We start from the raw sequence: 22,125 nt of genomic DNA, 5'->3' as shown, positions 1-22,125 counted from the left end.
CGCTCAACCGTTCCGGGCAAGGTCCGTTCCGGCTGCGCCGGCGCGGCCACCGCGTCGGCGCAGAGGTTTCAGGCGCAGAGGTTTCAGGCGCTCAGCTTGTCGCGCACCGGCAGCTGGCGCACCCGCCGCCCCGTCGCGGCGAAGAGCGCGTTGACGATCGCGGGCGCCACCGGCGGCACGCCCGGCTCGCCGACGCCCCCGAGGGGCCGGCCGTAATCCTGGCCCGGCAACAGGTGGACGTTGATCACCTTCGGGGCCGCGTCGATGCGGGTGATCTCGTAGGTGTCGTAATTGTCCTGCACCGCCCGGCCGTTCTTGAAGCTGATCTCGGCCGTGAGCGCGAGCCCCATGCCCATCACGACGGCGCCCTCCAGCTGCGCGCGGATGCGCTCCGGGTTCACCTGCGGCCCGCAATCGATGCCGATATCGACGCGGTGCACGACGATCTCGCCCTTGGGCCCGACCTCCACCTCGGCCGCCGCGGCCGTATAGGTCACGAAGCTGTAGTGCCCGGCGATGCCGAGCCCCCGCCCCTTCGGCATCGGGCGGCCCCAGCCGATGCCGTCCGCCACCGTCTCGATCACCCGGCGCAGCCGCCCGGTCTCGATCGGGTAGAGCGAGGGATCCTCGCCGTAGTTCCAGGCATCGCCGATCTTCACCGGGTCGATGGTCCGGGCCGGCCCGATCAGGTCGAGCAGGTAGTCCTTCGGGTCGCGCCCCGCCGCGTGGGCGAGTTCGGCCACGAAGGACTGGATCGCGAAGGCGTGCGGGATGTTCGAGACCGAGCGGAACCAGCCGATGCGCACATGTGCCTCGGCGCTCGGGTTCTCCATCCGCATGGCCGGGATGGCGAAGGGCGTGTTCACCAGCCCCATGCCGAGCTCGATCGGGATCTCGTTGTCGGCGCCGTCCACGAAGATCGAGCCGATGGTCGGGGCGACGCTGCGGTGCAGCCACGCCACCGGCATGCCCTTGTCGTCGAGCCCCGCCTCCAGGTGCTCCAGCGAGACCGTGTGGTAGTAGCCGTGATGGAGGTCGTCCTCGCGCGTCCAGGTCAGCTTGACCGGCGCGCCGTCCATGGCCTGGGAGCAGAGCGCCGCCTCGACCACGTAGTCGGGCTTCGACTTGCGCCCGAAGCCGCCGCCGAGGAGCGTGACGGTCACGGTCACGGCCTCGGGCCCGATCCCGAGGCGCTTGGCGATGCGCTCGCGGGTCGCCTGCGGCGCCTGGGTCGAGGCCCAGGCCTCGACCTTGCCGTTCACGATCCGCACGGTGGCGGCCGGCGGCTCCATCGGGGCCTGGACGAGGTGGGGGATATAGTACTCGGCCGTGACGCGCTTGGCGGCCTTGGCCATCGCGGCATCGACGTCGCCCTCCTGGCGCACGACCTTGCCGGGCTTGCGGGCGGCCTCCTCCAGCCTCGCCCGGTACGCATCCGAATCGTAGGAGGCGTTCGGGCCGTCGTCCCAGGTGACCTTGAGGGCCTCGCGGCCCTTGATCGCCGCCCAGGTGTTCCTCGCGATGACGGCGAGGCCGCCGAGGGGCTGGAACTCCACCGGCGGCGCGGGCGGGTCGATCCGGACCACCTTGACCACGCCCGGCACCTTCAGGGCGTCGGCGGCGTCGAAGGACTTGACCCTGCCGCCGAAGACCGGCGGGCGGGCGACGACCGCGTAGAGCATGCCCGGAAGGCGGGTGTCGAGGCCGTACCACGCCTTGCCGGTCGTGATGTCGTCATTGTCGACGAGCCCGATCCGGCCCTTGCCGATGTAGCGGAAGGCGGAGGGGTCCTTGAGGCGCAGGGCCTCCCCGGTCGGGACCGGGAGCCGCGCCGCCGCGGCCGCGAGGTCGCCGTAGCCCGCCTGCCGGCCCGATCCCGCGTGGCGCAGGACGTGGTTCTCCGCCGTCACCTCGGCGGCCGGCACGCCCCATTGCGCGGCCGCGGCCTGGATCAGCATCTGGCGGGCCGCCGCGCCGGCCCGGCGCATCGGCACGAAGGCGTGGCGCAGCGAGCGCGAGCCGTCCGTGTCCTGGTTGCCGAACTTCTCCTCGTCGCCCGGGGCCTGGGCGACCCGGACCCTGGCCCAGTCGGCGTCGAGCTCGTCGGCGACAACGAGGGCGATCGAGGTGCGCACCCCCTGCCCCATCTCGGAGCGGTGGCAGGTCACCGTGACGGTGCCGTCGGGCGCGATGGCGACGAAGAGGTGGGGGTCGTCGCGCCGGCCGTGCGGCATGGCGTCCCCGCCGAATGTCGGCGGCTCCTGCTCGGCGGCCCGGGCCGGCGCGCGCAGCGCCAGCGCGAGGACGAGGGCGCCGGCGCCGCCGAGCAGCCCGCGGCGGCTGACGTTGCGCAGCCCGGGAACCGGACCGGCCCCTTGCCCGGCCCCTTGCCCGGCCCCTTGCGTGGTGAGATCGCGGTCGTGGATCACAGGCGCTCTCCCTGGCTGGCCTTCGGGGTCACGCCGGCCGCCTGCTTGATGGCGGCGCGGATGCGCGGATAGGTGCCGCAGCGGCAGAGATTGCCGCTCATGGCGGTGTCGATCTCCGCGTCGCCGGGCTTGGGCGTGTCCCTGAGGAGGGAGGCGGCCTGCATGATCTGCCCGGTCTGGCAGTAGCCGCACTGCGCCACGTTGAGGTCGCGCCACGCCACCTGCAGGGGATGGCTGCCGTCCGGCGAGAGCCCCTCGATGGTCACGACCGGCTGGCCCTGCGCGGCCGAGACCGGGGTCTGGCAGGAGCGCACGGCGGTGCCGCCGAGGTGGATCGTGCAGGCACCGCAGGCCGCGATGCCGCAGCCGAACTTGGTGCCGACGAGCCCGAGCTCGTCGCGCAGGTACCAGAGGAGCGGCATGTCGGGATCCCCGTCATAGCTCCGCTCCGCACCGTTCACGGTGAATTTGATCATCGTCGCCCTCCGGCTGTCGGGTGCGCGGCGCGCCTCGCGGACACGTTTCCGGTCACGGCGCCCGGCGATCCTCGATCACAACGGTTCCAGACGGGCGGTCCTAGGCCGGGCCCCGCGCGCGCTACAACTGCACCGCGCGCGGCCCCGGGCTGCACCACCTGTGGGAACTTTCCCGTGCGGGGAGATCTGGCGCCGACCGGCGCTTCGGGAAGGGGCTCGCGGGGAGTTTCGCGGCGATCCGGGCGCGGCGCGGCCGGACCCCGCGTCAGACCCAATCCGCTCGATCCCTTCGGGATGGCGGAGCGGGGCTTCGCTCTCGCGCCGCGCGGGCGCGTGATCCGATTCGATCAACCGGATCCCGCATCACAGGTCGAACAGGGAGGTCTGCCTGGCCGGGGCGGCCGGTCCCCGCTTGGCCGCGGCCCGCCGGGGCGGCGCCCCCTCGACCACGGCCCCGACCTTGCCGTCCTGGAACTCCACGGTGATCCGCCCGGCCGCGCGGGCCGCCTCGGCCTCGGCCACCGGGCGGCCCTCGGCGTCGAGGACGAGGGCGTAGCCGCGCTGCAGGACCGCCCGGTAGTTCAGGCTGTCGAACAGGCCCGAGGCCGCCGCGAAGCGGGCGCGGCGGCGCTCCAGGTCGCGGCTCTCCGCCTGGGCGAGGCGCTGCGCCACGCCGTTCAGCCGCTCGGCCCGCACGGCGATCAGCCGCTCGAGCGCGTGGCGCGGCCGGTGATCGATGCCGGCGAGCCGGGCGCGGGCACGGGCGAGGTGCAGGGCCGGCGGGTGGCGGCCGAGGGCCTGCAGCAGCCGCGCGAGCCGCCCCTGCGCCGCCCGGGCCGCCTCGCCGAGGGCCGGGCGCAGCCGCGCCTCCGCGAGGTCGAGGCGCTGGCGCTTGACCGCGAGCAGGCCCTCGGGCGTGGGCAGCACCCGGGCGAGCCCGCGCAGGTCCGCGCGCCGCCGCTCGATCAGGCGGGCCAGGGAGGCGGCGTGGCGCCGCGCCAGCCCGTCGAGATCCGCCACGAGGTCGAGCCGCACCGGCACCGCCATCTCGGCCGCCCCGGTCGGGGTCGGGGCGCGGCGGTCGGCGGCGTGGTCGATCAGCGTGACGTCGGTCTCGTGGCCGACCGCCGCGATCAGCGGGATCGCGCTCGCGGCCGCGGCCCGCACCACGATCTCCTCGTTGAAGCTCCAGAGATCCTCGATCGAGCCGCCGCCGCGGGCGACGATCAGCACGTCCGGGCGCGGGATCGGCCCGTCCGGGGCGAGCGCGTTGAAGCCCCGGATCGCCGCCGCCACCTCCTCGGCCGAGCCCTCCCCCTGCACCCGCACCGGCCAGACCAGGACGGGGCGCGGGAAGCGGTCCGCCAGCCGGTGGAGGATGTCGCGGATGACGGCGCCGGTCGGCGAGGTCACCACCCCGACGACCCGCGGCAGGTAGGGCAGCGGGCGCTTGCGGGCGGCGTCGAACAGGCCCTCGGCGGCCAGCAGCCGGCGTCGCTCCTCCAGCAGCGCCATCCAGGCGCCCGCCCCCGCCGGTTCGAGGGAGTCGATCACGATCTGGTAGGCGGACTTGCCCGGGAAGGTGGTGATCCGCCCGGTGGCGACGACCTCCAGCCCCTCCTTCGGGCGGTGGCGCAGGCGGGCGAGCGTGCCCTTCCAGATCACCGCGTCGATCTTGGCGCCGCCGTCCTTCAGGCTGAAATAGGCGTGGCCCGACCCGTGCGGGCCGCGATAGCCCGAGATCTCGCCCCGCAGCCGCACGTGGCCGAACGCGTCCTCCAGCGTGCGCTTGAGGGCCGCGGCGAGGTCCGTGACCGACCACTCGGTCAGGTTGGCGGGCGCGCCCGGGGGCGCGGCGAGGGAGGCGGCGAGGGGCGAAGCGGACATGCCCGAAGGCTAGCGGCCGGCCCGGCCGCGCGGAAGGCCGCCCGGGCCTCCCCCTGTTGACGGCGCCCCGCCGTGGCACGCGGGGCACGCGGGCCGTGGCGGGGCGCGGCCCGCGGGACGATCCCCGCGGGCCGGGAGGGGTCACGCCCCCTCGAACCGCCCGCTCGCATGGGCGAGCATCGTGTAGACCTTGCCGGTCTCGGAGGTCAGGTAGGCGTTCGCCCGGCGCGGATCCTTGTCGGCCCGGGAGACCTCGCCGAGCAGCCGCTCGAACTCCCGCACGTAGCGGTCGACGGTGCGGCGGAACTCCGGCTCGGACTGGTAGCGGCGGCGGATCTCGTCGAAGGTCTGCTTGCCCGCCGCGGTGTAGAGGTCGCGGGTGAACAGGTTCGACTCGCCCGCCCGGTAGCGCTCCCAGAGGGAGACCGCGGCCTGATGGTCGATCATCCGGGCGATGTTGCCCGAGATCGAGTCGATCGTGCCGAGTCCCTCCTCGCCGGTGCGCTGGGCCGCGCCCGCCTCGGCCGGGGCCTCGTCCTGCGAGGCGCGGCTGAGGAGGTCGGAGAGCCAGCCGGTGCCGACCGGCCGGGGGGCCGGCGCCGGCCCGGCCGCGGGCCTTGCGGGGGCGGGCGCGGGGGCCGGCCGGGGCGCCGGAGCGCCGCGCGCCGCGGGCGCCGCCGGGGCGGGGGTCGGGGCGGGCCGGGTCGCGGGCGCCGCCGGGGTCGACGGTGCCGGGGCCGGAGCCGGAGCCGCCTGGGCGGGCCGGGGCGCGGCGGGCCGCGGCGCCTCGGCGCCGACCGCCGCCCGGGCCTCGACGGACCTGGCATCGGCCAGCTTGGGCGCCGCCACGTCCGCGGCGCGGCCCGAGCGGGCGACGAGGGACGAGAGCTCGTTCAGGGCCTTGATCTGGTCGGCGACCACCCGGCGCATCTCGCTCGTCGCGTCCTGGGTCTCCTGCGGGATCGCGCTCACGCCGCGCTGCAGGTCCTGGCGGATCTCGTCGAGGGTCCGCCGGATCTCGGCCGCCATGCCGCGCAGGGACTCGACCGTGCCCTGGAACCGGCTCGCGGCCTCCCCGAAGGCGCCCTGGAGCTCGCCCGAGGCGCCCTGGACCGCCCCGCGCACCGCCTCCGCGGCGCGCGCCCCGTCGGCCTCGGCGCTGCCGCGCAGCTCCTCGACCGCCCGCGACAGCGCCTCGGCGGCGTCGCGCGCGCTCCGGGACAGGCTCTCGCCCAAGGCCTGGACGCGCGCCTCGACGCCGCGCAGCGTCTCCTCGACGCGCCCGCCGAGCCCCTCGGTCGAGGCCGAGAGGGCGCCCGCCCGCTCGTCGATGCGGCCGAGCAGCGCGTCGATCGCCGCCTGCCGCTCGGACAGGGTGGCGGCGATCCGGCCCTCTACGCCCTCCAGCTGGCCCGCCGCCTCGGCGAGGCCGGCGAGGTGCTGGCGGGTGGTCTCGGCGAGCGCCTTGCCGCGGGCATCGAGGGCGGCGGCGAGCGTCGCGGCCTGCCGCAGGCTCCCGGAGGCCACGTCCTGCAGCTGGGCGACCCGGCCCGACACCTGCTCGGAGGCCCGGCCCGTCTCCTCGGCGATCTCGCCGAGCGCCGCCTGGATCTGCTGGACGCGGCCCGCGAGCCCGTCCTCGATCGCCGCGAGGTTCTCGCCCGCGCTGCCGACCAGCTCCTGCAGCCCCAGGCAGGCGCCCTCGACCCGGCCGAGCAGGACGCCGAGGTCGCCGCCGAGCCGCTCGTTGGCCTGACGCAGCACCTCGACGGCCCGCGTCGCGCCCTGGTCCGCCGCCGCGTGCAGCTCGGCCGCGGTGCGGGAGGCGGCCTCCGCCAGCTCCCGGCCGCGCCGCTCCAGGGCCTCGATCACGCCGCCGACGCCGTGGACCAGCGCCTGCTCCAGGGCCTCGGAGCGCTCGCCGAGGGCCGAGACGAGGGCCGTGCCGGGCCCCTCGACGAGGCCGCGCAGGGCCGCGACCTGCTGGTCGAGGCCGCCCACCACCGCCTGGCCGCTCGCCTCCAGGCGCGCCACCAGGTCCTGGCCGCGGGCGTCGATCGCCTCCTGGAGGGTGCGGGTGCTCGCCTCGAGGGTGCGGCCGAGGGCCTGCCCCCGCCCGTCGACGATCTCGGCCAGCGTCCCCACCCGCTCGTCCAGGCTGCGGGCGAGGTCCGCGCCGGGCCCGTCGAGGGCCTGGACCATCTCGCGGGCGGCCTCGGCGAGGCTGCGGGCGAGCGTGGCGCTGCGCTGGTCGATGAGGGCGGCGAGCGCCGCCGCCCGGCGGTCGAACCCGCCGGTGAGGCCCTCCTGGCGCTCGTCGAAGGCGGCCTGGAAGGCGGCCGCCCGCTCGTCGAGGGCCTGGGTCAGCGCCGCCATGCGGGTGTCGACCAGGGCCGCGTAGGCGTCGCTGCGGTCGTCGAAGGCGTCCGCCAGCGCCTCGCCACGGGCCGCGACCAGGGCCGCGAAGGCCCGCATCCGCCCGTCGATCCGCGCCGTGAAGGCGGCGCTGCGCTCGTCCACCGACCCCGCCAGGGCGTCGCCGCGCTCCTGCAGCACGGAGGCCAGGGCCTGGGCCCGGGCCTCGATGGTGTGCGCGAAGGCGTCCGCCCCCGCCGCGACCGTGCCGTCGAGGGCCGCGATCTGGCCCTGGAGCCGCGCCGCCAGGGCCTCGCCGCGCGCGTCGAGCACGCGCCCGAGCGCCTCCGCGCCCCCCTCCACCAGGGCGCGGAAGGCGGCGTCGCGCTGCGCCACCACCTCGGCGAACTCCGCGATGCGGCTCTGCAGGGCGGCGCCCAGCGCCCCGCCCCGGGTCTCGATCAGCGCGAGCAGCTCGGTGGCGCGGCCGTCGAACAGGGAGACGAGGGCCTGTGTCGAGCCCTCCACCGCCTCCGACAGGGTGGCGACGCGCGCCTGCAGCGCGGCGACCGCCGAATCCCCCGCCCCCATCGCGTCGGCGAGCGCCTGCCCGCCCTGCGCGAGCGTGCCGGAGAGGATCCGCACCCGCTCGTCGAGGAGCGCCGCGAGGCTCGCCGTGCGCTCGTGCATCTCGCGGGCGAGGGCGGCCTGGCGGGACTCGAGCAGGGCGGCGATCGCGCGCTCGTTCTCCACCAGGAGATCCCGCAGGCCGGCGCCGCCGTCGAGCAGCTGCGCGAAGGCCGCGCGCCGCCCCTCGACGAGGCCCGAGAAGGCCTCCGCGCGCTCGTCCACCGCGCGGCCGAGGTCGTGGATCCGCGCCTGGAGCTGCCCCGACAGGGAGGCGGCGCGGTCGTCGACCGTGCGCGCGAAGGCCGCCGCGCGGTCGTCCACCAGGCTGGCCAGGGCGTTCGCCCGCGCCTCGACGGTCTCGGCGAGGGCGCTGCCGCGGCGCTCGACCAGGAGGTCGAGGGCGGCGAGACGCCGGTCGAACAGGGTGGCGAGGTCGCGGGTGCGCGCGTCGAGGGCCCCCGTGAGGTCGCCGACCCGCGTCTCGAAGAGCTGCGCGAGGCCCTGGCCGCGCTCGGAGAGGAGCCCCTGCAGGGCGCCGACCCGCTCGTCGAGGACGTGGCCGAGCGCGCCCGCTTGGCCGTCGAGCAGGCCGCGCATCGCCGCGGCGCGCTGGTCGAGCAGGTCGTGCAGGGCCCGGATGCGCTCGTCGAGGGCGGCGCGCAGGATCTCGGCCTGGCCGTCGAGCAGGGCGTGGATGGTCGTGGCCTGCTCGTCCACGAGGCTGCCGAGGCGCCGCAGGCGGTCCTCGAAGGCCGCGTCGACGGCGCCGCCGCGCGCGTCGAGCAGGGTGGTGAGCGCCGCGGTGCGGGCGGCCACGCCCTCCTGCAGGCGGGTGCCGCCCGCGTCGAGGGCGCGCTCGGCCTCGGCCACGGCGCCCTGCAGGCGCCCGACCAGGGCCTCGCCGCGCTGCTCCAGCACCTCCGCGAGGCTGGCGGTGCCGCGGTCGAGGAGCTCGGCGAGCACGCCGGTGCGGCCGGCCACGCCCTCCTGGAGGCGGGCGCCGCCGCTCTCCAGACTGCGCTCGGCCTCGGCGACCGCCTCCTGCAGGCGCCCGATCACGCTCTCGCCGCGGCGCTCCAGCAGCTCGGCCAGGGAGGCGCCGCCGCGGTCGAACAGCCGGGCGAGGTCCGTCATCCGCTGGCCGACCGTGCCGAACATCGCCCGGCCGCGCTCGTCGAGCTCGGCCGCCAGGGCGGCGGTGCGCTCCTCCACGAGGCGCGAGAGGCCCTCCGCCCTGCCCTCGAAGGCGGCGCGGATCGCCTCGGCATGCCCGGCGAGGTCGCGGCTCGCCGCGCCGCTATGGGTCTCCACGAAGCCGACGAGGTCGCGCGTGCGCCGGCCGAGCTCCTCGTCGAGGGCGCGGGTGCGCGCCTCGATCTCGCCCAGGACCTCCTGGGTCCTCGCCCCGAACGTGTCCTCGATCAGGCGGCGGCGCTCGTCGAGCCCGGCCGCCAGGGCGGCGACGCGCTCCTCCACGAGGCGCGAGAGGCTCTCGGCGCCGGTCTCGAAGGCGGCGCGGATCGCCTCGCCCTGCCCGGCGAGGTCGCGGCTCGCCGCGCCGCCGTGGTGCTCGACCAAGTCGACGAGGTCGCGGGCGCGCCGGCCGAGCTCCTCGTCGAGGGCGCGGGTGCGCGCCTCGACCTGGCGCAGGATCTCCTGGGCCTGGCCGCCGAACGCCTCCTCGATCACGCGGCTGCGCGCGTCGAGGGCCGCCGCGACGCCGTCCAGGCGGGCGAGCACGCGCTCGTCGAAGCGGGCCGCGCCCTCGTCCAGGCGGGCGGCGAGCTCCTCGGTCCGGCGGCCGAACGCGCCGCCGATCTCGCCCGCCCGGGCGCCGAGCGCGTCGCTCATCGCCTGGATCTGGGCGGTGACCGCCCGGGCGAGCTCGTCGGCGCGGGCGTCGAGGGCCTGGGCGACCTCGCGCCCGCCCTCCGCCATGGCGCGGGCGATCTCGCCCGCCCGCACGATCAGGGCCTCGTTGAGGGCGGTCGCCCGGGCGCCGAGATGCTTGTCGACCTGCCCGACCAGGCTGTCGAAGCTCGCGCTGAGCTCGGCGGTGCGCTTGGCCGAGCGCTCCTCCAGGGCGCCGAGCCGGGTCTCGACGAGGTCGCTCGCCTCGCGGGTGCGCTCCGCGATGCGGTCGGCGACGGCGCGGCCCTCCACGGTGATGACCCGGTCGATCTCCTCGAGCCGGCTCACCACGGTCTCGGAGATCGCGCCGGTGTCGCGGGAGATCCGGTCGGCCAGGATGTCGCCGCGGGCGATCAGGTCCTGCAGGGCGGCGAGGCGGTTCGTCAGCACCTCGTCGAGGGCCTTGCCGCTCGTCTCGGCGGTGCTCGCCAGGGTCTCCCCGGTGCGCACCAGCGCGTCGTTGACGCGCGCGCCCTGGCTCGTCACGGCGAGCACGATGTCGCGCCCGACACCGGCGAGCCGGGCCTGGGTCTCGTCCGCGTGCTGGCCGATCAGCGCCACGACGTCGCGCCCGCTGCCGCCGAAGGCGGTCTCGACGGTGCCGATCCGGGCCGTGAGCTCGCGGCCGATCTCCTCGGCCGCCTGCCCGATCGCGGCCGCGGCGGTCTCGGCCCGCTCGGCCAGGGACTCGACGGAGCGGCGCAGGGTCGCGTCCGCCTCGCCGGACCGGGCCGCCACCCGGGTCTCGGCCGCCTCGGCGGCCTGCAGGAAGGCCTCGGCGACGCCGGCGAGCCGGGCATCGACCGCGCCGGTCGCGGTCTCGGCCGAGCGGGCGATCGCGCCGGCCGCCTCCTCGGCGCGGGCCGCCAGCACCTCGACCGAGCGGCGCAGGGCCTCGTCGGCCTCCGCGGCGCGCCGGCCGAGCCGCGCGCCCATCTCGTCCGCGGCGCCGACCAGGGAGGCGGCGACCGCCTCGACCCGGCCGTCGAGCCCGCCCGTCGCGCTCTCCGCCGCCGCCGCGATCGCGGCCGCCACGGCCTCCGCCCGCGCGGCCAGCCCGTCGAGGGCCCGGCGCAGGCCCTCGTCGGCCTCCTCCGTGCGGGCGCTCACCCGCCGGCCCGCCTCGTCGGCGGCCCGCAGGAAGCTCTCGGCGAGCCCGGCGAAGCGCGCATCGACCGCGCCCGCCGCATTCTCGGCGGAGTGCGCCAGGGCGGAGGCCGCCGCCTCGCTGCGCTCCGCCAGGGCCTCGACCGCGCGGCGCAGGCGCTCGTCGGCCTGCGCGGTGCGCTCGTCGAGCCGCGCCCCGACCATGTCGGCGGTGCCGAGCAGCGCGGTCGTCGCCGCGGCCATCTTCCCGTCGAGGCTGCCGGTGGCGGCCTCGACCGCCTGGGCGAAGGCGGAGGCGACGCTGCCGATGCGCGCGTCGACCGTGCCGGTCGCCATCTCGGCCGAGCGGGCGATCGCCACCGCGGCGTCCCGCGCCCGCAGGACCACGAATTCCACCGCCTCGCGCAGGGCCGCGTCGGTCTCCTGCGCCTGGGCGCCGATCTGCCCGCGGGCCGCCTCGGCCGCCTGCGAGAACTGCGCGGCGACGCCGCCGAGGCGCGCGTCGAGGCTCCCGGTCGCCGTCTCGGCCGCGCGGGCGAGCGCCGCCGCGGCGTCCTCGGCCCGGGTCGCCAGGGTCTCGACCGCGCCGCGCAGGGCCGCGTCGGTCTGCGCCGTGCGCGCGGTCACCCGCCCCTCGGCCGCCTCCGCCGCCCGCAGGAACGCCTCCGCCGCTCCCGCGAGCCGCGCATCCACCGCCCCGGCCGCCGTCTCGGCCGTGCGGGCGATCACCGAGGCGGCGTCGCGCGCCCGCAGCACCATCCCGTCGAGGGTCTCGCGCAGGGCCGCGTCGGTCTCCTGCACGGTGGCGCCGATCTGCCCGCGCGCCGTCTCGGCCGCCTGGGCGAGCTGCGCGGCCGCGCCGCCGAGGCGCGCGTCGAGGTCGCCGGTCGCCGAATCCGCCGCGCCGGCGAGCGCCGCCGCGGCCGCCTCGGCCCGGGTCGCCAGGGCCTCGACCGCGCCGCGCAGGGCCGCGTCGGTCTGCGCCGTGCGCGAGGCCAGCCGCCCCTCGGCCGCCTCCGCCGCCCGCAGGAACGCCTCCGCGACCCCCGCGAGGCGCGTATCCACCGTCCCGGCCGCCGTCTCGGCCGATTGGAGGATGGCCGCCGCGGCGTCCTCGGCCCGGGCCGCCAGGGTCTCGACCGCGCCGCGCAGGGCCGCGTCGGTCTGCGCCGTGCGCGCGGTCACCCGCCCCTCGGCCGCCTCCGCCGCCCGCAGGAACGCCTCCGCCGCTCCCGCGAGCCGCGCATCCACCGCCCCGGCCGCCGTCTCGGCCGTGCGGGCGATCACCGAGGCGGCGTCGCGCGCCCGCAGCACCATCCCGTCGAGGGTCTCGCGCAGGGCCGCGTCGGTCTCCTGCACGGTGGCGCCGATCTGCCCGCGCGCCGTCTCGGCCGCCTGGGCGAGCTCGGCGGCCGCGCCGCCGAGGCGCGCGTCGAGGTCGCCGGTCGCCGAGGCGGCCGCGTGCGCCACCGCCTCGGCGGCGGCCTCGATGCGGCCGAGGGCCTCGCGCAGCTGCGCATCGGTCGCGTCGGCCCGGGCGTGGAGCATCCGGGTGCTCTCCTCGGCCGCGCCGAGGACGCGGGAGGCCGCGGCCCCGCTCGTGGCCTCGAAGGCGGCGGCGAGATCCTCGGCGCTCAGGCGGGCGAGGTCGACGCTCTCGGCCGTGCGGGCGCCGATCGCCTGCGCGACCGTCTCGGCCGAGCGGCGCAGCACGTCCACCACCTCGGCCGCGCGGGCGTTGAGCTCGGTGCCGGTCGCCTCCACGGTGCGGTGGAAGACCTGTGCGGCCTCGACCGTGCGGGTGCCCAGCGCCCCGGTGGCGTCCTCGGCCGCGCGGCGCATGGTCTCGGCCGCCTCCGCGGCCCGGGTGTCGAGCTCGCCGGAGATCCCGGCCAGCGCGAGGCGGAAGGCCTCGACGGCCTCGGCCCCGGACGCGGTCGCGGCCTCGGCGCCCTCCCGGGCGGCGCGGCGGAAGGCCTCGACCGCCGCCGCGGCGCTCGCCCCGACCGTCTCGGCGGTGCCGCTGCCGGCGGCGCGGATCGCCTCCGCGGCCGTCTCCGTGCGGGCCCCCACCGCCCCGGCGGCGGTCTCGGCCGCGCGGCGGAAGACCTCCTCGGCCTCGGCGGCGCGGGCGTCGATCTCGCGCCCGATCTCCTCGGCGGTCCGGCGCAGGGCCGCGATCGCCGCACCGGTGCGCCCGTCGAGGGAATTCTGCAGGGACTCGGTGGCGCCCGCGAAGGAGGCGGCGGCGCTCGCCGCGCGCTCGGCCATCAGGCCGGCGAAGCGGTCGCCGCCCTCGGCGAGGCCGCGCTCCAGGGCGCCGCCATGCACGACGATGGCCTGCTCGACCCGGCCGATCGTGTCCTCCAGGCGGCCCGACAGGTCGGCGGCGTGCACGCCGATCGCCTGGGCGGCCTCCTCGACCAGGGCGGCGACCTCCTCGCGCAGCCGCGCGGCGCGGGCCGCGAAGGCGTCGAGCACCGCGTCGCTGGTCGACCCGAGGGCGCCGCTCGCCTCGCGGCCGCTCCGCTCCAGCGCCTCGACGACGCGGGTGCCGGCCCCCTCGATCTCCTCGCGCAGGGCGACCGAGCGGTCGTCGAGATGGGCGGCGAGCGCGCTGCCCGAGGCGGCGAAGCGGTGGGTGATGGCGTTGCCGGTCTCGGCGAAGCGCGTGGTCAGGTCCTCGCCGCGGGCGAGCAGGCGCTCCTCCAGGGTGGCGGCCGAGCGCGCGAAGGTCTCGCGCACCTGCTCGCCCTCCCGGTTGAGCGCCTCGATCACCCCCGAGCCGGTCTCGCCGAGCACGCGGGCGACCTCGCCCGCGCTGTCGGCGAGGGCCGCGGTGAGGAGCCCGCTCGTGTGGCCGATCGCCTGCGTGACCGCCTCGGTCCGCGCCTGGAGCGTGGCCGCGAGCGCGTCGCCGGCCTCGCCGAGGCCGGCCTTGACGGTCTCGCCCGTCGCGGCGAGGCGCTGGACGAGCCCGTCGCCCTCGCCGGACACCGCCTGCGCGACGCGCTCGCCGGTCTCGGCCAGGGAGGCGGTGATCTCCTCCCCGCGGCGGCCGAGCGCCGCCGTGATCTCCTCGCCGCGGGCGCCGAGCGAGCCGGTGACGCGCTCGCCCACCCCGTCCACCGCCGCGACGATGCGGGAGGCGGCGGTGTCGAGTTCCTGGGTCAGGGTCTGGTGCGTGCCCTGGATCGCCCCGCGCACCCGCTCGGCATTGGCCACGATGGCCTCGCGCTGGGCGACGAGCTCGTCGACCAGGGCGCGGATGCGGATCTCGTTGTCCGAATAGGCCCGCTCCAGGGTCGAGATCTCCCCGCGCACCAGGGTCTCGAGCTCGCCCGCGCGGGCGAGCGCGCGCTCGACGCCGTCGCCCACCGCCGCGACCTCGCGGCGGACCGCCTGCGACATCGTCAGCACGGCGTCGGTCGAGAAGGCCTCGGGCTCGGCGAGCCGGATCGCCACGTCCCCGACGGCGCGGGCGACGAGGCGCATCTCCTGGGCGCGCACGGCGAGCATCGCGGCGATGAAGAACAGCAGCACGGGCGCCAGCACGGCGGCGGCGCCGACCGCGCCCTGCAGGCCCGAGAGTCCGGCGAGGAAGCCGCGCAGGTCGCCGTTCGCCTGCCCCCAGGCGAGGGCCGCGAAGCCCGCGAGCCAGAGAGCGGCCGCCAGCATGGCGAGCAGGTAGGGCGTGCGCGAGGGCTTCACCCGCAGGCTCTGGCGCATGGCGCCGAGGCCGCGGCGGTCGTCGTTGGCGACGAGGGAGCGGTCGGGGGGCAGCAGGCCGCCCTCGCGGCGGGCCTCGCGCTCGAGCTCGGGCATCACGCTCCCGTCGAAGACCGGCTCGGCCGGGCGGCCGTCGGTCCGGGGCGGGCCCGCCAGGGGGTCGGCATCCTCGACGTCGGGCAGGCGCGGCTCCGTCCGGCCGGCCTCGGGCCCGGCAGGCGCCTGGTCCAGGTTCAAGGCCTGCTCAATCGCCGACAGCGCCGCTTCCGTCGGGTCCTTGAGCTTCTTCTCGGTTGCCATCGAACGCCTCGTTACGCCGTGAACGCCGGCGAAGGATCCCGCGGCCGCCCCCGGGGATCCCGCCCCCGCCCGACCCGGACGCGAGGCTTCCGCCATTTACCAATAGGACCTTAGACGCAAGGAGTACCAGCGGGATACCCGATCCGCTCGACCCCGCGCAAAAACCTTAACCGAATGGTTACCATTGCGGGGGCGCTTGGCGTTATCCCGGCCTATCCCACGGGCACGCAAGGGGTCGGGAGGCGGGCGCGCCGCCGCGCGGCCCGCGCATCGCGCTGTGGATAGCCCGTGGGAGAGGGAGAGTCAGGCGCCATGGACGACCTCGCGCCCCTGATCGACCGGGCCGCGCTGGCGCGCGCGACCTTCGGAGACGCGGACCTCGCCCGGGAGGTGCTGGGCCTGTTCCGCGCGCAATGCGCGCGGCTCGGGCCGGCCCTCGCCGACGCGGCGCGGCCGGCCGCGGAGCGGGCCGACCTCGCCCACACCCTCAAGGGCTCGGCGGCGGGGGTCGGCGCGGCGCGGGTCGGCGCCCTGGCGGAGCGCCTCGACGCCGCCCTGCGGCGGGCCGACGCGGGCGAGGCCGCCCGCCTCCTCCCTCCCCTGCTGGCGGCGATCGCGGCGACCGCCGAGGCGATCGGGACGGCCGGGATCGGCGCGACCGGCGCGGGCGCCGCGGACCGGGCCCCGGAGGCCTGACCGGGCGGCGCGCGACGCGGGCGGCGCGCGGCCAACGGCGCGCTTGCTTTCCGGGCGGCCTGCCGTCAATCAGGCGCAGCCGCGGGCAGGCCGCGCGGCGCAGACAGGTTCGGAGCGCGCGATGGTCCAGATCACCTACGTCGATGCCGCTGGCACGCCCCGCACCGTCGCGGGCGAGGTCGGCTCGACCGTGATGGAGACCGCGATCCGCAACAACGTGCCGGGCATCGACGCGGAGTGCGGCGGCGCCTGCGCCTGCGCCACCTGCCACGTCTACGTCGATCCGGAATGGGAGGCCGCGGTGGGCCCGGCCGAGCCGATGGAGCAGGACATGCTCGACTTCGCCTCGGACGTGCGGCCGAATTCCCGCCTCTCCTGCCAGATCCGGGTGCGGCCGGAACTCGACGGGCTCAAGGTCACGACCCCGGCCCGGCAGGGCTGAGCCCGGCCCGACGACGATCGACGGGCGGGGCGCGGCTTCGCCCGGGGCGCGGCCGCCGCGCGATCACGCCGTCCCCCTCGCGCGCGCCTCGGCGCCGGCCCCGCTCCGGCGCGGGCCAGCGCGAGGCCGTCCCGCCCCCGGCGGGGCCGCGGGCCTCAGCGCACCAGTTCGCGCATCGCCCGGTCGATGCCGTCGAGCGTCAGCGGGAACATCCGCCCGGAGACGATCTGCCGGATCATCGCGATCGATTGCGTGAAGGGCCAGTGCGCCTCCGGCACCGGGTTGAGCCAGACCGCCTTCGTGAAATGATCGAGGATGCGGGTGAGCCAGACCTGCCCGGCCTCCTCGTTCCAGTGCTCGACCGAGCCGCCCGGCATGGCGATCTCGTAGGGGGACATCGAGGCGTCGCCCACGAACACCACCCGGTAATCGGACGGGTAGGTGCGGATCACGTCGAGGAGCGGGGTGCGCTCCGTGTGCCGGCGCCGGTTCTCGGTCCAGACCGTCTCGTACGGGCAGTTGTGGAAGTAGAAATGGGCGAAGTGCTTGAACTCCGAGCGCGCCGCCGCGAAGAGCTGCTCGGCGAGGCCGACGTGCCAGTCCATCGAGCCGCCGATGTCGAGGAAGAGCAGCACCTTGACGGCGTTGCGGCGCTCCGGGCGCAGGCGCAGGTCGAGGTAGCCGGCCCGGGCGGTCTCCCGGATGGTGCCGTCGAGGTCGAGCTCCTCCGCCGCCCCGGTGCGGGCGAAGCGGCGCAGCCGCCGCAGGGCGAGGCGCATGGTGCGCGAGCCCAGCTCCTCGGCATCGTCGAGGTCCTTGAAGTCGCGCCGGTCCCAGACCTTCACCGCCCGGAAGTTGCGGTCGCCGTCCTGGCCGATCCGCACGCCCTCCGGGTTGTAGCCGTAGGCGCCGAAGGGCGAGGTGCCGGCCGTGCCGATCCACTTCGAGCCGCCCTGGTGGCGCCCCTTCTGCTCGGCGAGGCGCTGCCTGAGGGTCTCGAACAGCGCGTCCCAGCCGAGCGCCTCGATCTGCCGCTTCTCCTCCTCGGTGAGGTGCTTCTCGGCGAGCCTGCGCAGCCACTCCTCGGGGATGCCCTGCGGCGCGACGGCCTCGCCCAGGGACTCGATCCCCTTGAAGACCTGCCCGAAGACCCGGTCGAACTTGTCGAGGTGGCGCTCGTCCTTCACCAGCGCGGCGCGGGACAGGTAGTAGAACTCCTCGACCCGCTGGCCCGCGAGGTCGCGGTCGAGGGCGTCGAGCAGGGTCAGGTACTCGCGCAGCGAGACCGGGACCTTGGCGGCGCGCAATTCGGTGAAGAAGGTCAGGAGCATGCGCGAAGAACGCGCGCGCCGGGCCGGAAGGTCAAGCCCCGGCCCGGCGGTTCCCCGTCGCCGCGCCCCATCCGGGGGACGACGGCGAGGCCGGGGAGCGGGCCGTGCCGGGCGCGCGTCAGGGCCAGCGCACCGTCGGGGGCATGGAGGAGAGGATCGAGTCGACGTTGCCGCCGGTCTTCAGCCCGAAGATCGTGCCGCGGTCGTAGAGCAGGTTGAACTCGACGTAGCGTCCCCGCCGCACCTGCTGCTCGCGCCGGTCGGCCTCCGTCCAGGGTTGCGAGAGGTTCCGCCGGACGATGGCCGGGTAGACCTCCAGGAAGGCCTCGCCGACGTCGCGGGTGAGCGCGAGGTCGGCCTCCGGGTCCCCGCTCCAGTGGTAATCGTAGAAGATGCCGCCGATGCCCCGCGGCTCGTTGCGGTGCTTGAGGTGGAAATACTCGTCGCACCACGTCCGGTAGCGGGCGTAGTCGGCGCCCGGATGCCGCGCGCAGGCCCGCCTCAGGGCCTCGTGGAAGGCGACCGAGTCGGGATCCTCCTGCGTCCGGCGCCGGTCGAGGACCGGCGTCAGGTCCGCCCCGCCCCCGAACCACGCCTTCGTGGTGACGACGAGGCGGGTGTTCATGTGCACGGTCGGCACGTTCGGGTTCCAGGGATGGGCGATGAGCGAGATGCCGGTGGCGAAGAAGCGCGGATCCTCCGCGGCGCCCGGGATCTGGATGCGGAATTCCGGCGCGAATTCCCCGTGCACCGCCGAGACGTGCACGCCCGCCTTCTCGAAGACGCGCCCGCGCAGCATCGCCATCACGCCCCCGCCGCCGGGCGCGCCCGAATGGTCGGTGCGCTCCCAGGGCGTGCGCACGAAGCGCCCGGGCGCCTCGGCCTCGGGATGGAACGGGCCCGCCGCCTCCGATTCCAGGGCCTCGAAGGCCGCGCAGATGCGGTCGCGCAGGGTGGCGAACCAGTCGGTCGCCCGCGCACGCAGGGCGTCGAGGTCGAGGGAGGCGTCGATGCTCATGGTGTGGTCATCCCACACCGCCGCCCTCCGGCCAAGGGGGCGCGGCGGAGCCGGCCGGGAGCGGTTTCATCGCGCCGCCCGATCGCCTACAGGACCAGGCGAGACTCTCTGTCACGGACGGGCCATGCGCACCGATTCCCTCACGATCCTGCTGATCGGCTCCGGCGGCCGCGAGCACGCCCTGGCCTGGAAGCTGGCGCAGAGCCCGGCCTGCCGGCGCCTCCTCGTGGCGCCGGGCAACCCCGGAACCGCGGCGCACGGCACCAACCGGCCCGACCTCGACGTGATGGACGGGGCGGCGGTCGTCGCCTTCTGCCGGCGGGAGGGGGTGGACCTCGTGGTGGTGGGGCCGGAGGCGCCGCTGGTCGCCGGCCTCGTCGACGCCCTGGAGGCGGCCGGCCTCGCGGCCTTCGGGCCGCGGGCCGCGGCGGCGCGGCTCGAAGGCTCGAAGGGCTTCACCAAGGAGCTCTGCGCGGCCTGCGGCATCCCGACCGCCGCCTTCGCGCGCTTCTCCGCGCCCGAGCCCGCCCTCGCCTACCTGCGCGCGCGGGGGGCGCCGATCGTCGTCAAGGCGGACGGGCTCGCGGCCGGCAAGGGCGTCGTCGTGGCCGAGACGCTGCCGGAGGCCGAGGAGGCGGTCGCGCGCCTGCTCGCCGAGCCCGGCGCCGAGGTGGTGATCGAGGAGTGCCTCGTCGGCGAGGAGGCGAGCTTCTTCGCCCTCTGCGACGGGACCCGGGCGGTGGCCTTCGGCACGGCGCAGGACCACAAGCGCGTCCACGACGGCGACCGCGGCCCGAATACCGGCGGCATGGGCGCCTACTCGCCCGCCCCGGTCCTGACGCCCGCGATCGAGGCCGAGGTGATGGACCGGATCATCCGGCCGACCCTCGACGGGATGCGGGCGCGCGGCACGCCCTTCCGGGGCATCCTCTACGCGGGGCTGATGCTGACCGCGGAGGGGCCGAAGCTGATCGAGTACAATGTCCGCTTCGGCGACCCGGAGTGCCAGGTGCTGATGCCGCGGCTCGCGGGCGACCTCGTGCCGGCGCTCCTCGCCGCCGCGGCGGGCGACCTCGCGGGGATCGCGCCGGCCTGGTCGCCGCAGGCGGCGCTCACCGTGGTGATGGCGGCGCCAGGCTATCCGGGGCCGGTGACCCGCGGCTCCGAGATCCGCGGCCTCGCCGAGGCGGAGGCGGCGGGCGCCCTGGTGTTCCAGGCGGGCACGCGGCGGGAGGGCGACCGGCTCCTGGCCGATGGCGGCCGGGTGCTCGCCGTGACGGCGACCGGCGCGGGGATCGCGGAGGCGCAGGGCCGCGCCTACGCGGCCCTGGCGCGGATCGACTGGCCGGAGGGGTTCTACCGGCGCGACATCGGCTGGCGGGCCCTGGAACCGCGCCCTGGGAGCGCGGAGCCGCGCACGCTCGGCGGAGTTGCGGCTGGCAACTCCGCCTAGCTCTTGGTTCTGCATCATCGTCGCCGACGGGTGCTTCGGTTCGCCGCCGAAACGGTGACCCCTTCGGCACCGGCCGCTGTCGGCCGGCGGAATGATGCTTAGAATGCCGGGGACGCGACAGACGGAGCCGTCCCATGCCCGCCGACCTCTTCCCCGGCTTCGACTCCCACTGGATCGACCTGCCGGACGGGCGCTTCTTCGCCCGCGCGGGCGGGCCCGCGGAGGGGCCGCCGGTGCTCCTGCTGCACGGGTTCCCGCAGACCCATGCCTGCTGGCACCGGGTCGCGCCGGCCCTCGCCCGCCGCCACCGGGTGATCTGCCTCGACCTCAAGGGCTACGGCTGGTCGGCGGCCCCGAAGGGCGATCCCGCGCACGAGGCCTATTCCAAGCGCCGGATGGGCGAGGAGGCGGTCGCCGTGATGGAGCGGCTCGGCCACGCGCGCTTCGCGCTCGTCGGCCACGATCGCGGCGGGCGGGTCGGCTACCGGCTCGCCCTCGACCATCCGGGCCGGGTGGCCCGCCTCGCCCTCCTCGACATCCTGCCGACCCTGGTGCAGTGGCGGCGCATCGAGGCGGATCCCGCCCTCTACCCGCATTGGCGCTTCCTCGCCGAGCCGGCCCCCGGCCCGGAGACGCGGATCGGCCGGGGCCCGGACGCCTATTACGAGGGGCTCCTGCGGGGCTGGACCGGCGACGGGACCCTCGACGCCTTCGCGCCGGGCGCCCTCGCCCTCTATCGCCAGAGCTGGTCGGTGCCCGAGCGCATCCACGCCATGTGCGAGGATTACCGGGCCGGCGCCGGGCCGGACCGGGCGGCGGACGAGGCGGACCTCGCGGCCGGCCGCACCCTCGCCTGCCCGACCCTGATCCTGCCCGGGACCGGCTTCGTCGGCCGGGGCGGGCTCGATCCGGTGCTGGGCGCGTGGCGCGAGACCTTCGCGCCGGCGGCCGCGGGCGCCGCCATCGCCTCCGGGCACTTCGTGGCGGAGGAGAACCCGGAGGAGACCCTGCGGGCGCTGGTGCCGTTCCTTCGAGAGTAGAGAGCCGCCTTGCTCCCTACCTGTATTGGCGGGAAGCCTGCCGTCGGCGAATGGCGGGCATAAAGAATTTTTGTTGCATGGCTACTTGACAGAGCGCAAGTCTTCTGTCTAGCTGACGCGGCCCTCGCGGTGCCGCGTCAGCTAGACAGAAGACTTGCAAAAATTTGTGCGTCGCTTACATTCGACTCTGTGGGTGCAACCCCGGGGTCTGCGTAGCAGGCCGCAAAAGGTCCGGAGAAATCCGGACCTTTATCGTTTCTCAACCTTATCAAAGCAGCTATATTTAATCCCCAAAGCACCAACTTGCTCAGGCACCAAGTACGAGTTGATGAGCTTTCCCGCATCTAACAACGCCTGAAGAGGTCCGTAATTCAATAAATAACCACCTTTTGCTATCGCATATAATACCAAATCCGATACCTGCACCATCGGTACATTTTTTGTAACGCGGCGAGGATCGCCCAGAAGAGCACTCCTAAACACATCAGCTTCCAAGGAGTCGTAGCCCGACGACGAAATTTTGTCGAACGGCATTCCTCGTGCCTTTAGGTCTTTCGTGTAGCTGATTATGTCTCTATCCTCGTGCTTTCCAGATTCCTCAAAAAAAATCTTGAGTTTGCATTGAGATTTTAGAGCAAATTTCACACATCGTTCAATCAAGATCGCGTGAGCGGTTTTGCACATCCGCCACGGCTTACCATTATATTTTGTCATATATCGCTCTACATAGCCAGGTCTGTGCACGACACAAGCATTACATACAATTGGCAATGAGGTAATGAACAAATTTAATTCAAACATGAAATCCTTCTCTCTTTGAGCGTCTCTACCAAGCCATGCAAAATTATCTCTTTTTCCTCTTATTTTTGTTGAATGCAAGGGATAAATCAAACCCCATTTATTAATAAATGCCTTATGCATCTCTATTAAGAAACCAATGTCATCTTCTCTGATTAAAATGCCACCAAGGGCAAAATAATCCATCCCATCCATTCTTACCTGATGATTTAAGGCGTCAGGTCGACGGCTGCCGGAATCATCGATGTAAAGATGATAGTGAGACATGGGAATTTCGAATTGACTGAACGAACTACCGGCCCGCCATGTGATTGGCAACCCATGCCTCTATATACTCCGCTTCATCCAAATCGCGCAAGCGAGCTTCCGCCCTGGTTTCGCACAGTAAAGGCACGGCTCACTGGCAAACTCTACATTCGGTATTCGATCCAAACAGTAAAATAAAAATACTAGATGATATACAGCAGAACAGATCACCACGTGATCAAGTGCGCGAATGCGCATTCCACATGAGAAAACCACA

The 22,125-nt window shown here is 75.0% G+C and carries 11 protein-coding genes; 4 read left to right on the top strand and 7 right to left on the bottom strand.

Annotated features, from left to right (window positions below; translation table 11 throughout):
• Positions 1-83: 83 nt before the first annotated feature.
• The 4 genes from QA634_RS30625 to QA634_RS30610 all read right to left on the bottom strand — a co-directional run bounded on the left by QA634_RS30625 (position 84) and on the right by QA634_RS30610 (position 14,824).
• Positions 84-2,429: a xanthine dehydrogenase family protein molybdopterin-binding subunit gene (locus QA634_RS30625; RefSeq protein WP_012335725.1), complete on the bottom strand. Its 2,346-nt coding sequence runs from the start codon at positions 2,427-2,429 to the stop codon at positions 84-86.
• Positions 2,426-2,905: a (2Fe-2S)-binding protein gene (locus QA634_RS30620; RefSeq protein ID WP_012335724.1), complete on the bottom strand. Its 480-nt coding sequence runs from the start codon at positions 2,903-2,905 to the stop codon at positions 2,426-2,428. The genes QA634_RS30625 and QA634_RS30620 overlap by 4 nt, the downstream gene beginning before the upstream one ends.
• Before the next feature lie 363 nt (positions 2,906-3,268).
• Complete coding sequence (xseA, locus tag QA634_RS30615) at positions 3,269-4,792, bottom strand: exodeoxyribonuclease VII large subunit (RefSeq protein ID WP_012335723.1); 1,524 nt, start codon at positions 4,790-4,792, stop codon at positions 3,269-3,271.
• A gap of 141 nt (positions 4,793-4,933) precedes the next feature.
• Positions 4,934-14,824, bottom strand: a complete 9,891-nt coding sequence (locus tag QA634_RS30610) for an apolipoprotein A-IV repeat region-like domain-containing protein (RefSeq protein ID WP_012335722.1) — start codon at positions 14,822-14,824, stop codon at positions 4,934-4,936.
• A gap of 312 nt (positions 14,825-15,136) precedes the next feature.
• On the opposite strand from QA634_RS30610, the gene QA634_RS30605 reads away from it, so the two are divergent.
• Positions 15,137-15,520, top strand: a complete 384-nt coding sequence (locus tag QA634_RS30605; protein WP_012335721.1) for an Hpt domain-containing protein — start codon at positions 15,137-15,139, stop codon at positions 15,518-15,520.
• A gap of 121 nt (positions 15,521-15,641) precedes the next feature.
• Positions 15,642-15,962 carry a 2Fe-2S iron-sulfur cluster-binding protein gene (locus QA634_RS30600; protein WP_012335720.1) on the top strand — a complete coding sequence of 107 codons (321 nt, stop codon included), beginning with the start codon at positions 15,642-15,644 and terminating at the stop codon, positions 15,960-15,962.
• Positions 15,963-16,117: 155 nt separating this feature from the next.
• Here QA634_RS30600 and QA634_RS30595 read toward each other — a convergent pair whose 3' ends face one another.
• Both QA634_RS30595 and hemF read right to left on the bottom strand, forming a co-directional pair.
• Complete coding sequence (locus tag QA634_RS30595; RefSeq protein ID WP_012335719.1) at positions 16,118-17,293, bottom strand: vWA domain-containing protein; 1,176 nt, start codon at positions 17,291-17,293, stop codon at positions 16,118-16,120.
• Between the two features lie 118 nt (positions 17,294-17,411).
• A complete protein-coding gene (hemF, locus tag QA634_RS30590; RefSeq protein WP_012335718.1) occupies positions 17,412-18,311 on the bottom strand; it encodes an oxygen-dependent coproporphyrinogen oxidase in 900 nt (299 codons plus the stop codon).
• Positions 18,312-18,435: 124 nt separating this feature from the next.
• Here hemF and purD point away from each other — a divergent pair, with 124 nt between their 5' ends.
• Both purD and QA634_RS30580 read left to right on the top strand, forming a co-directional pair.
• A complete protein-coding gene (gene purD / locus QA634_RS30585) occupies positions 18,436-19,764 on the top strand; it encodes a phosphoribosylamine--glycine ligase (RefSeq protein ID WP_012335717.1) in 1,329 nt (442 codons plus the stop codon).
• 134 nt (positions 19,765-19,898) lie between these two features.
• Positions 19,899-20,804, top strand: a complete 906-nt coding sequence (locus tag QA634_RS30580) for an alpha/beta fold hydrolase (RefSeq protein ID WP_012335716.1) — start codon at positions 19,899-19,901, stop codon at positions 20,802-20,804.
• A gap of 249 nt (positions 20,805-21,053) precedes the next feature.
• Here QA634_RS30580 and QA634_RS30575 read toward each other — a convergent pair whose 3' ends face one another.
• The gene (locus QA634_RS30575) at positions 21,054-21,869 is read right to left on the bottom strand and encodes a DUF3800 domain-containing protein (protein ID WP_012335715.1); all 816 of its coding nucleotides are present in this window, start codon (positions 21,867-21,869) and stop codon (positions 21,054-21,056) included.
• Between the last annotated feature and the right edge of the window lie 256 nt (positions 21,870-22,125).

Source organism: Methylobacterium sp. CB376 (genome assembly GCF_029714205.1).
Lineage (GTDB): Bacteria > Pseudomonadota > Alphaproteobacteria > Rhizobiales > Beijerinckiaceae > Methylobacterium.
This window is presented reverse-complemented; position numbering and strand designations above follow the sequence as displayed.

Bases quoted from the DNA above. Each gene is read 5' to 3' on its own strand.
- hemF (WP_012335718.1), bottom strand. From the start codon at position 18,311: ATGAGCATCGACGCCTCCCTCGACCTCGACGCCCTGCGTGCGCGGGCG.
- QA634_RS30610 (WP_012335722.1), bottom strand. From the start codon at position 14,824: ATGGCAACCGAGAAGAAGCTCAAGGACCCGACGGAAGCGGCGCTGTCG.
- QA634_RS30605 (WP_012335721.1), top strand. From the start codon at position 15,137: ATGGACGACCTCGCGCCCCTGATCGACCGGGCCGCGCTGGCGCGCGCG.
- QA634_RS30595 (WP_012335719.1), bottom strand. From the start codon at position 17,293: ATGCTCCTGACCTTCTTCACCGAATTGCGCGCCGCCAAGGTCCCGGTC.
- QA634_RS30575 (WP_012335715.1), bottom strand. From the start codon at position 21,869: ATGTCTCACTATCATCTTTACATCGATGATTCCGGCAGCCGTCGACCT.
- xseA (WP_012335723.1), bottom strand. From the start codon at position 4,792: ATGTCCGCTTCGCCCCTCGCCGCCTCCCTCGCCGCGCCCCCGGGCGCG.
- QA634_RS30620 (WP_012335724.1), bottom strand. From the start codon at position 2,905: ATGATCAAATTCACCGTGAACGGTGCGGAGCGGAGCTATGACGGGGAT.
- QA634_RS30600 (WP_012335720.1), top strand. From the start codon at position 15,642: ATGGTCCAGATCACCTACGTCGATGCCGCTGGCACGCCCCGCACCGTC.
- QA634_RS30580 (WP_012335716.1), top strand. From the start codon at position 19,899: ATGCCCGCCGACCTCTTCCCCGGCTTCGACTCCCACTGGATCGACCTG.
- purD (WP_012335717.1), top strand. From the start codon at position 18,436: ATGCGCACCGATTCCCTCACGATCCTGCTGATCGGCTCCGGCGGCCGC.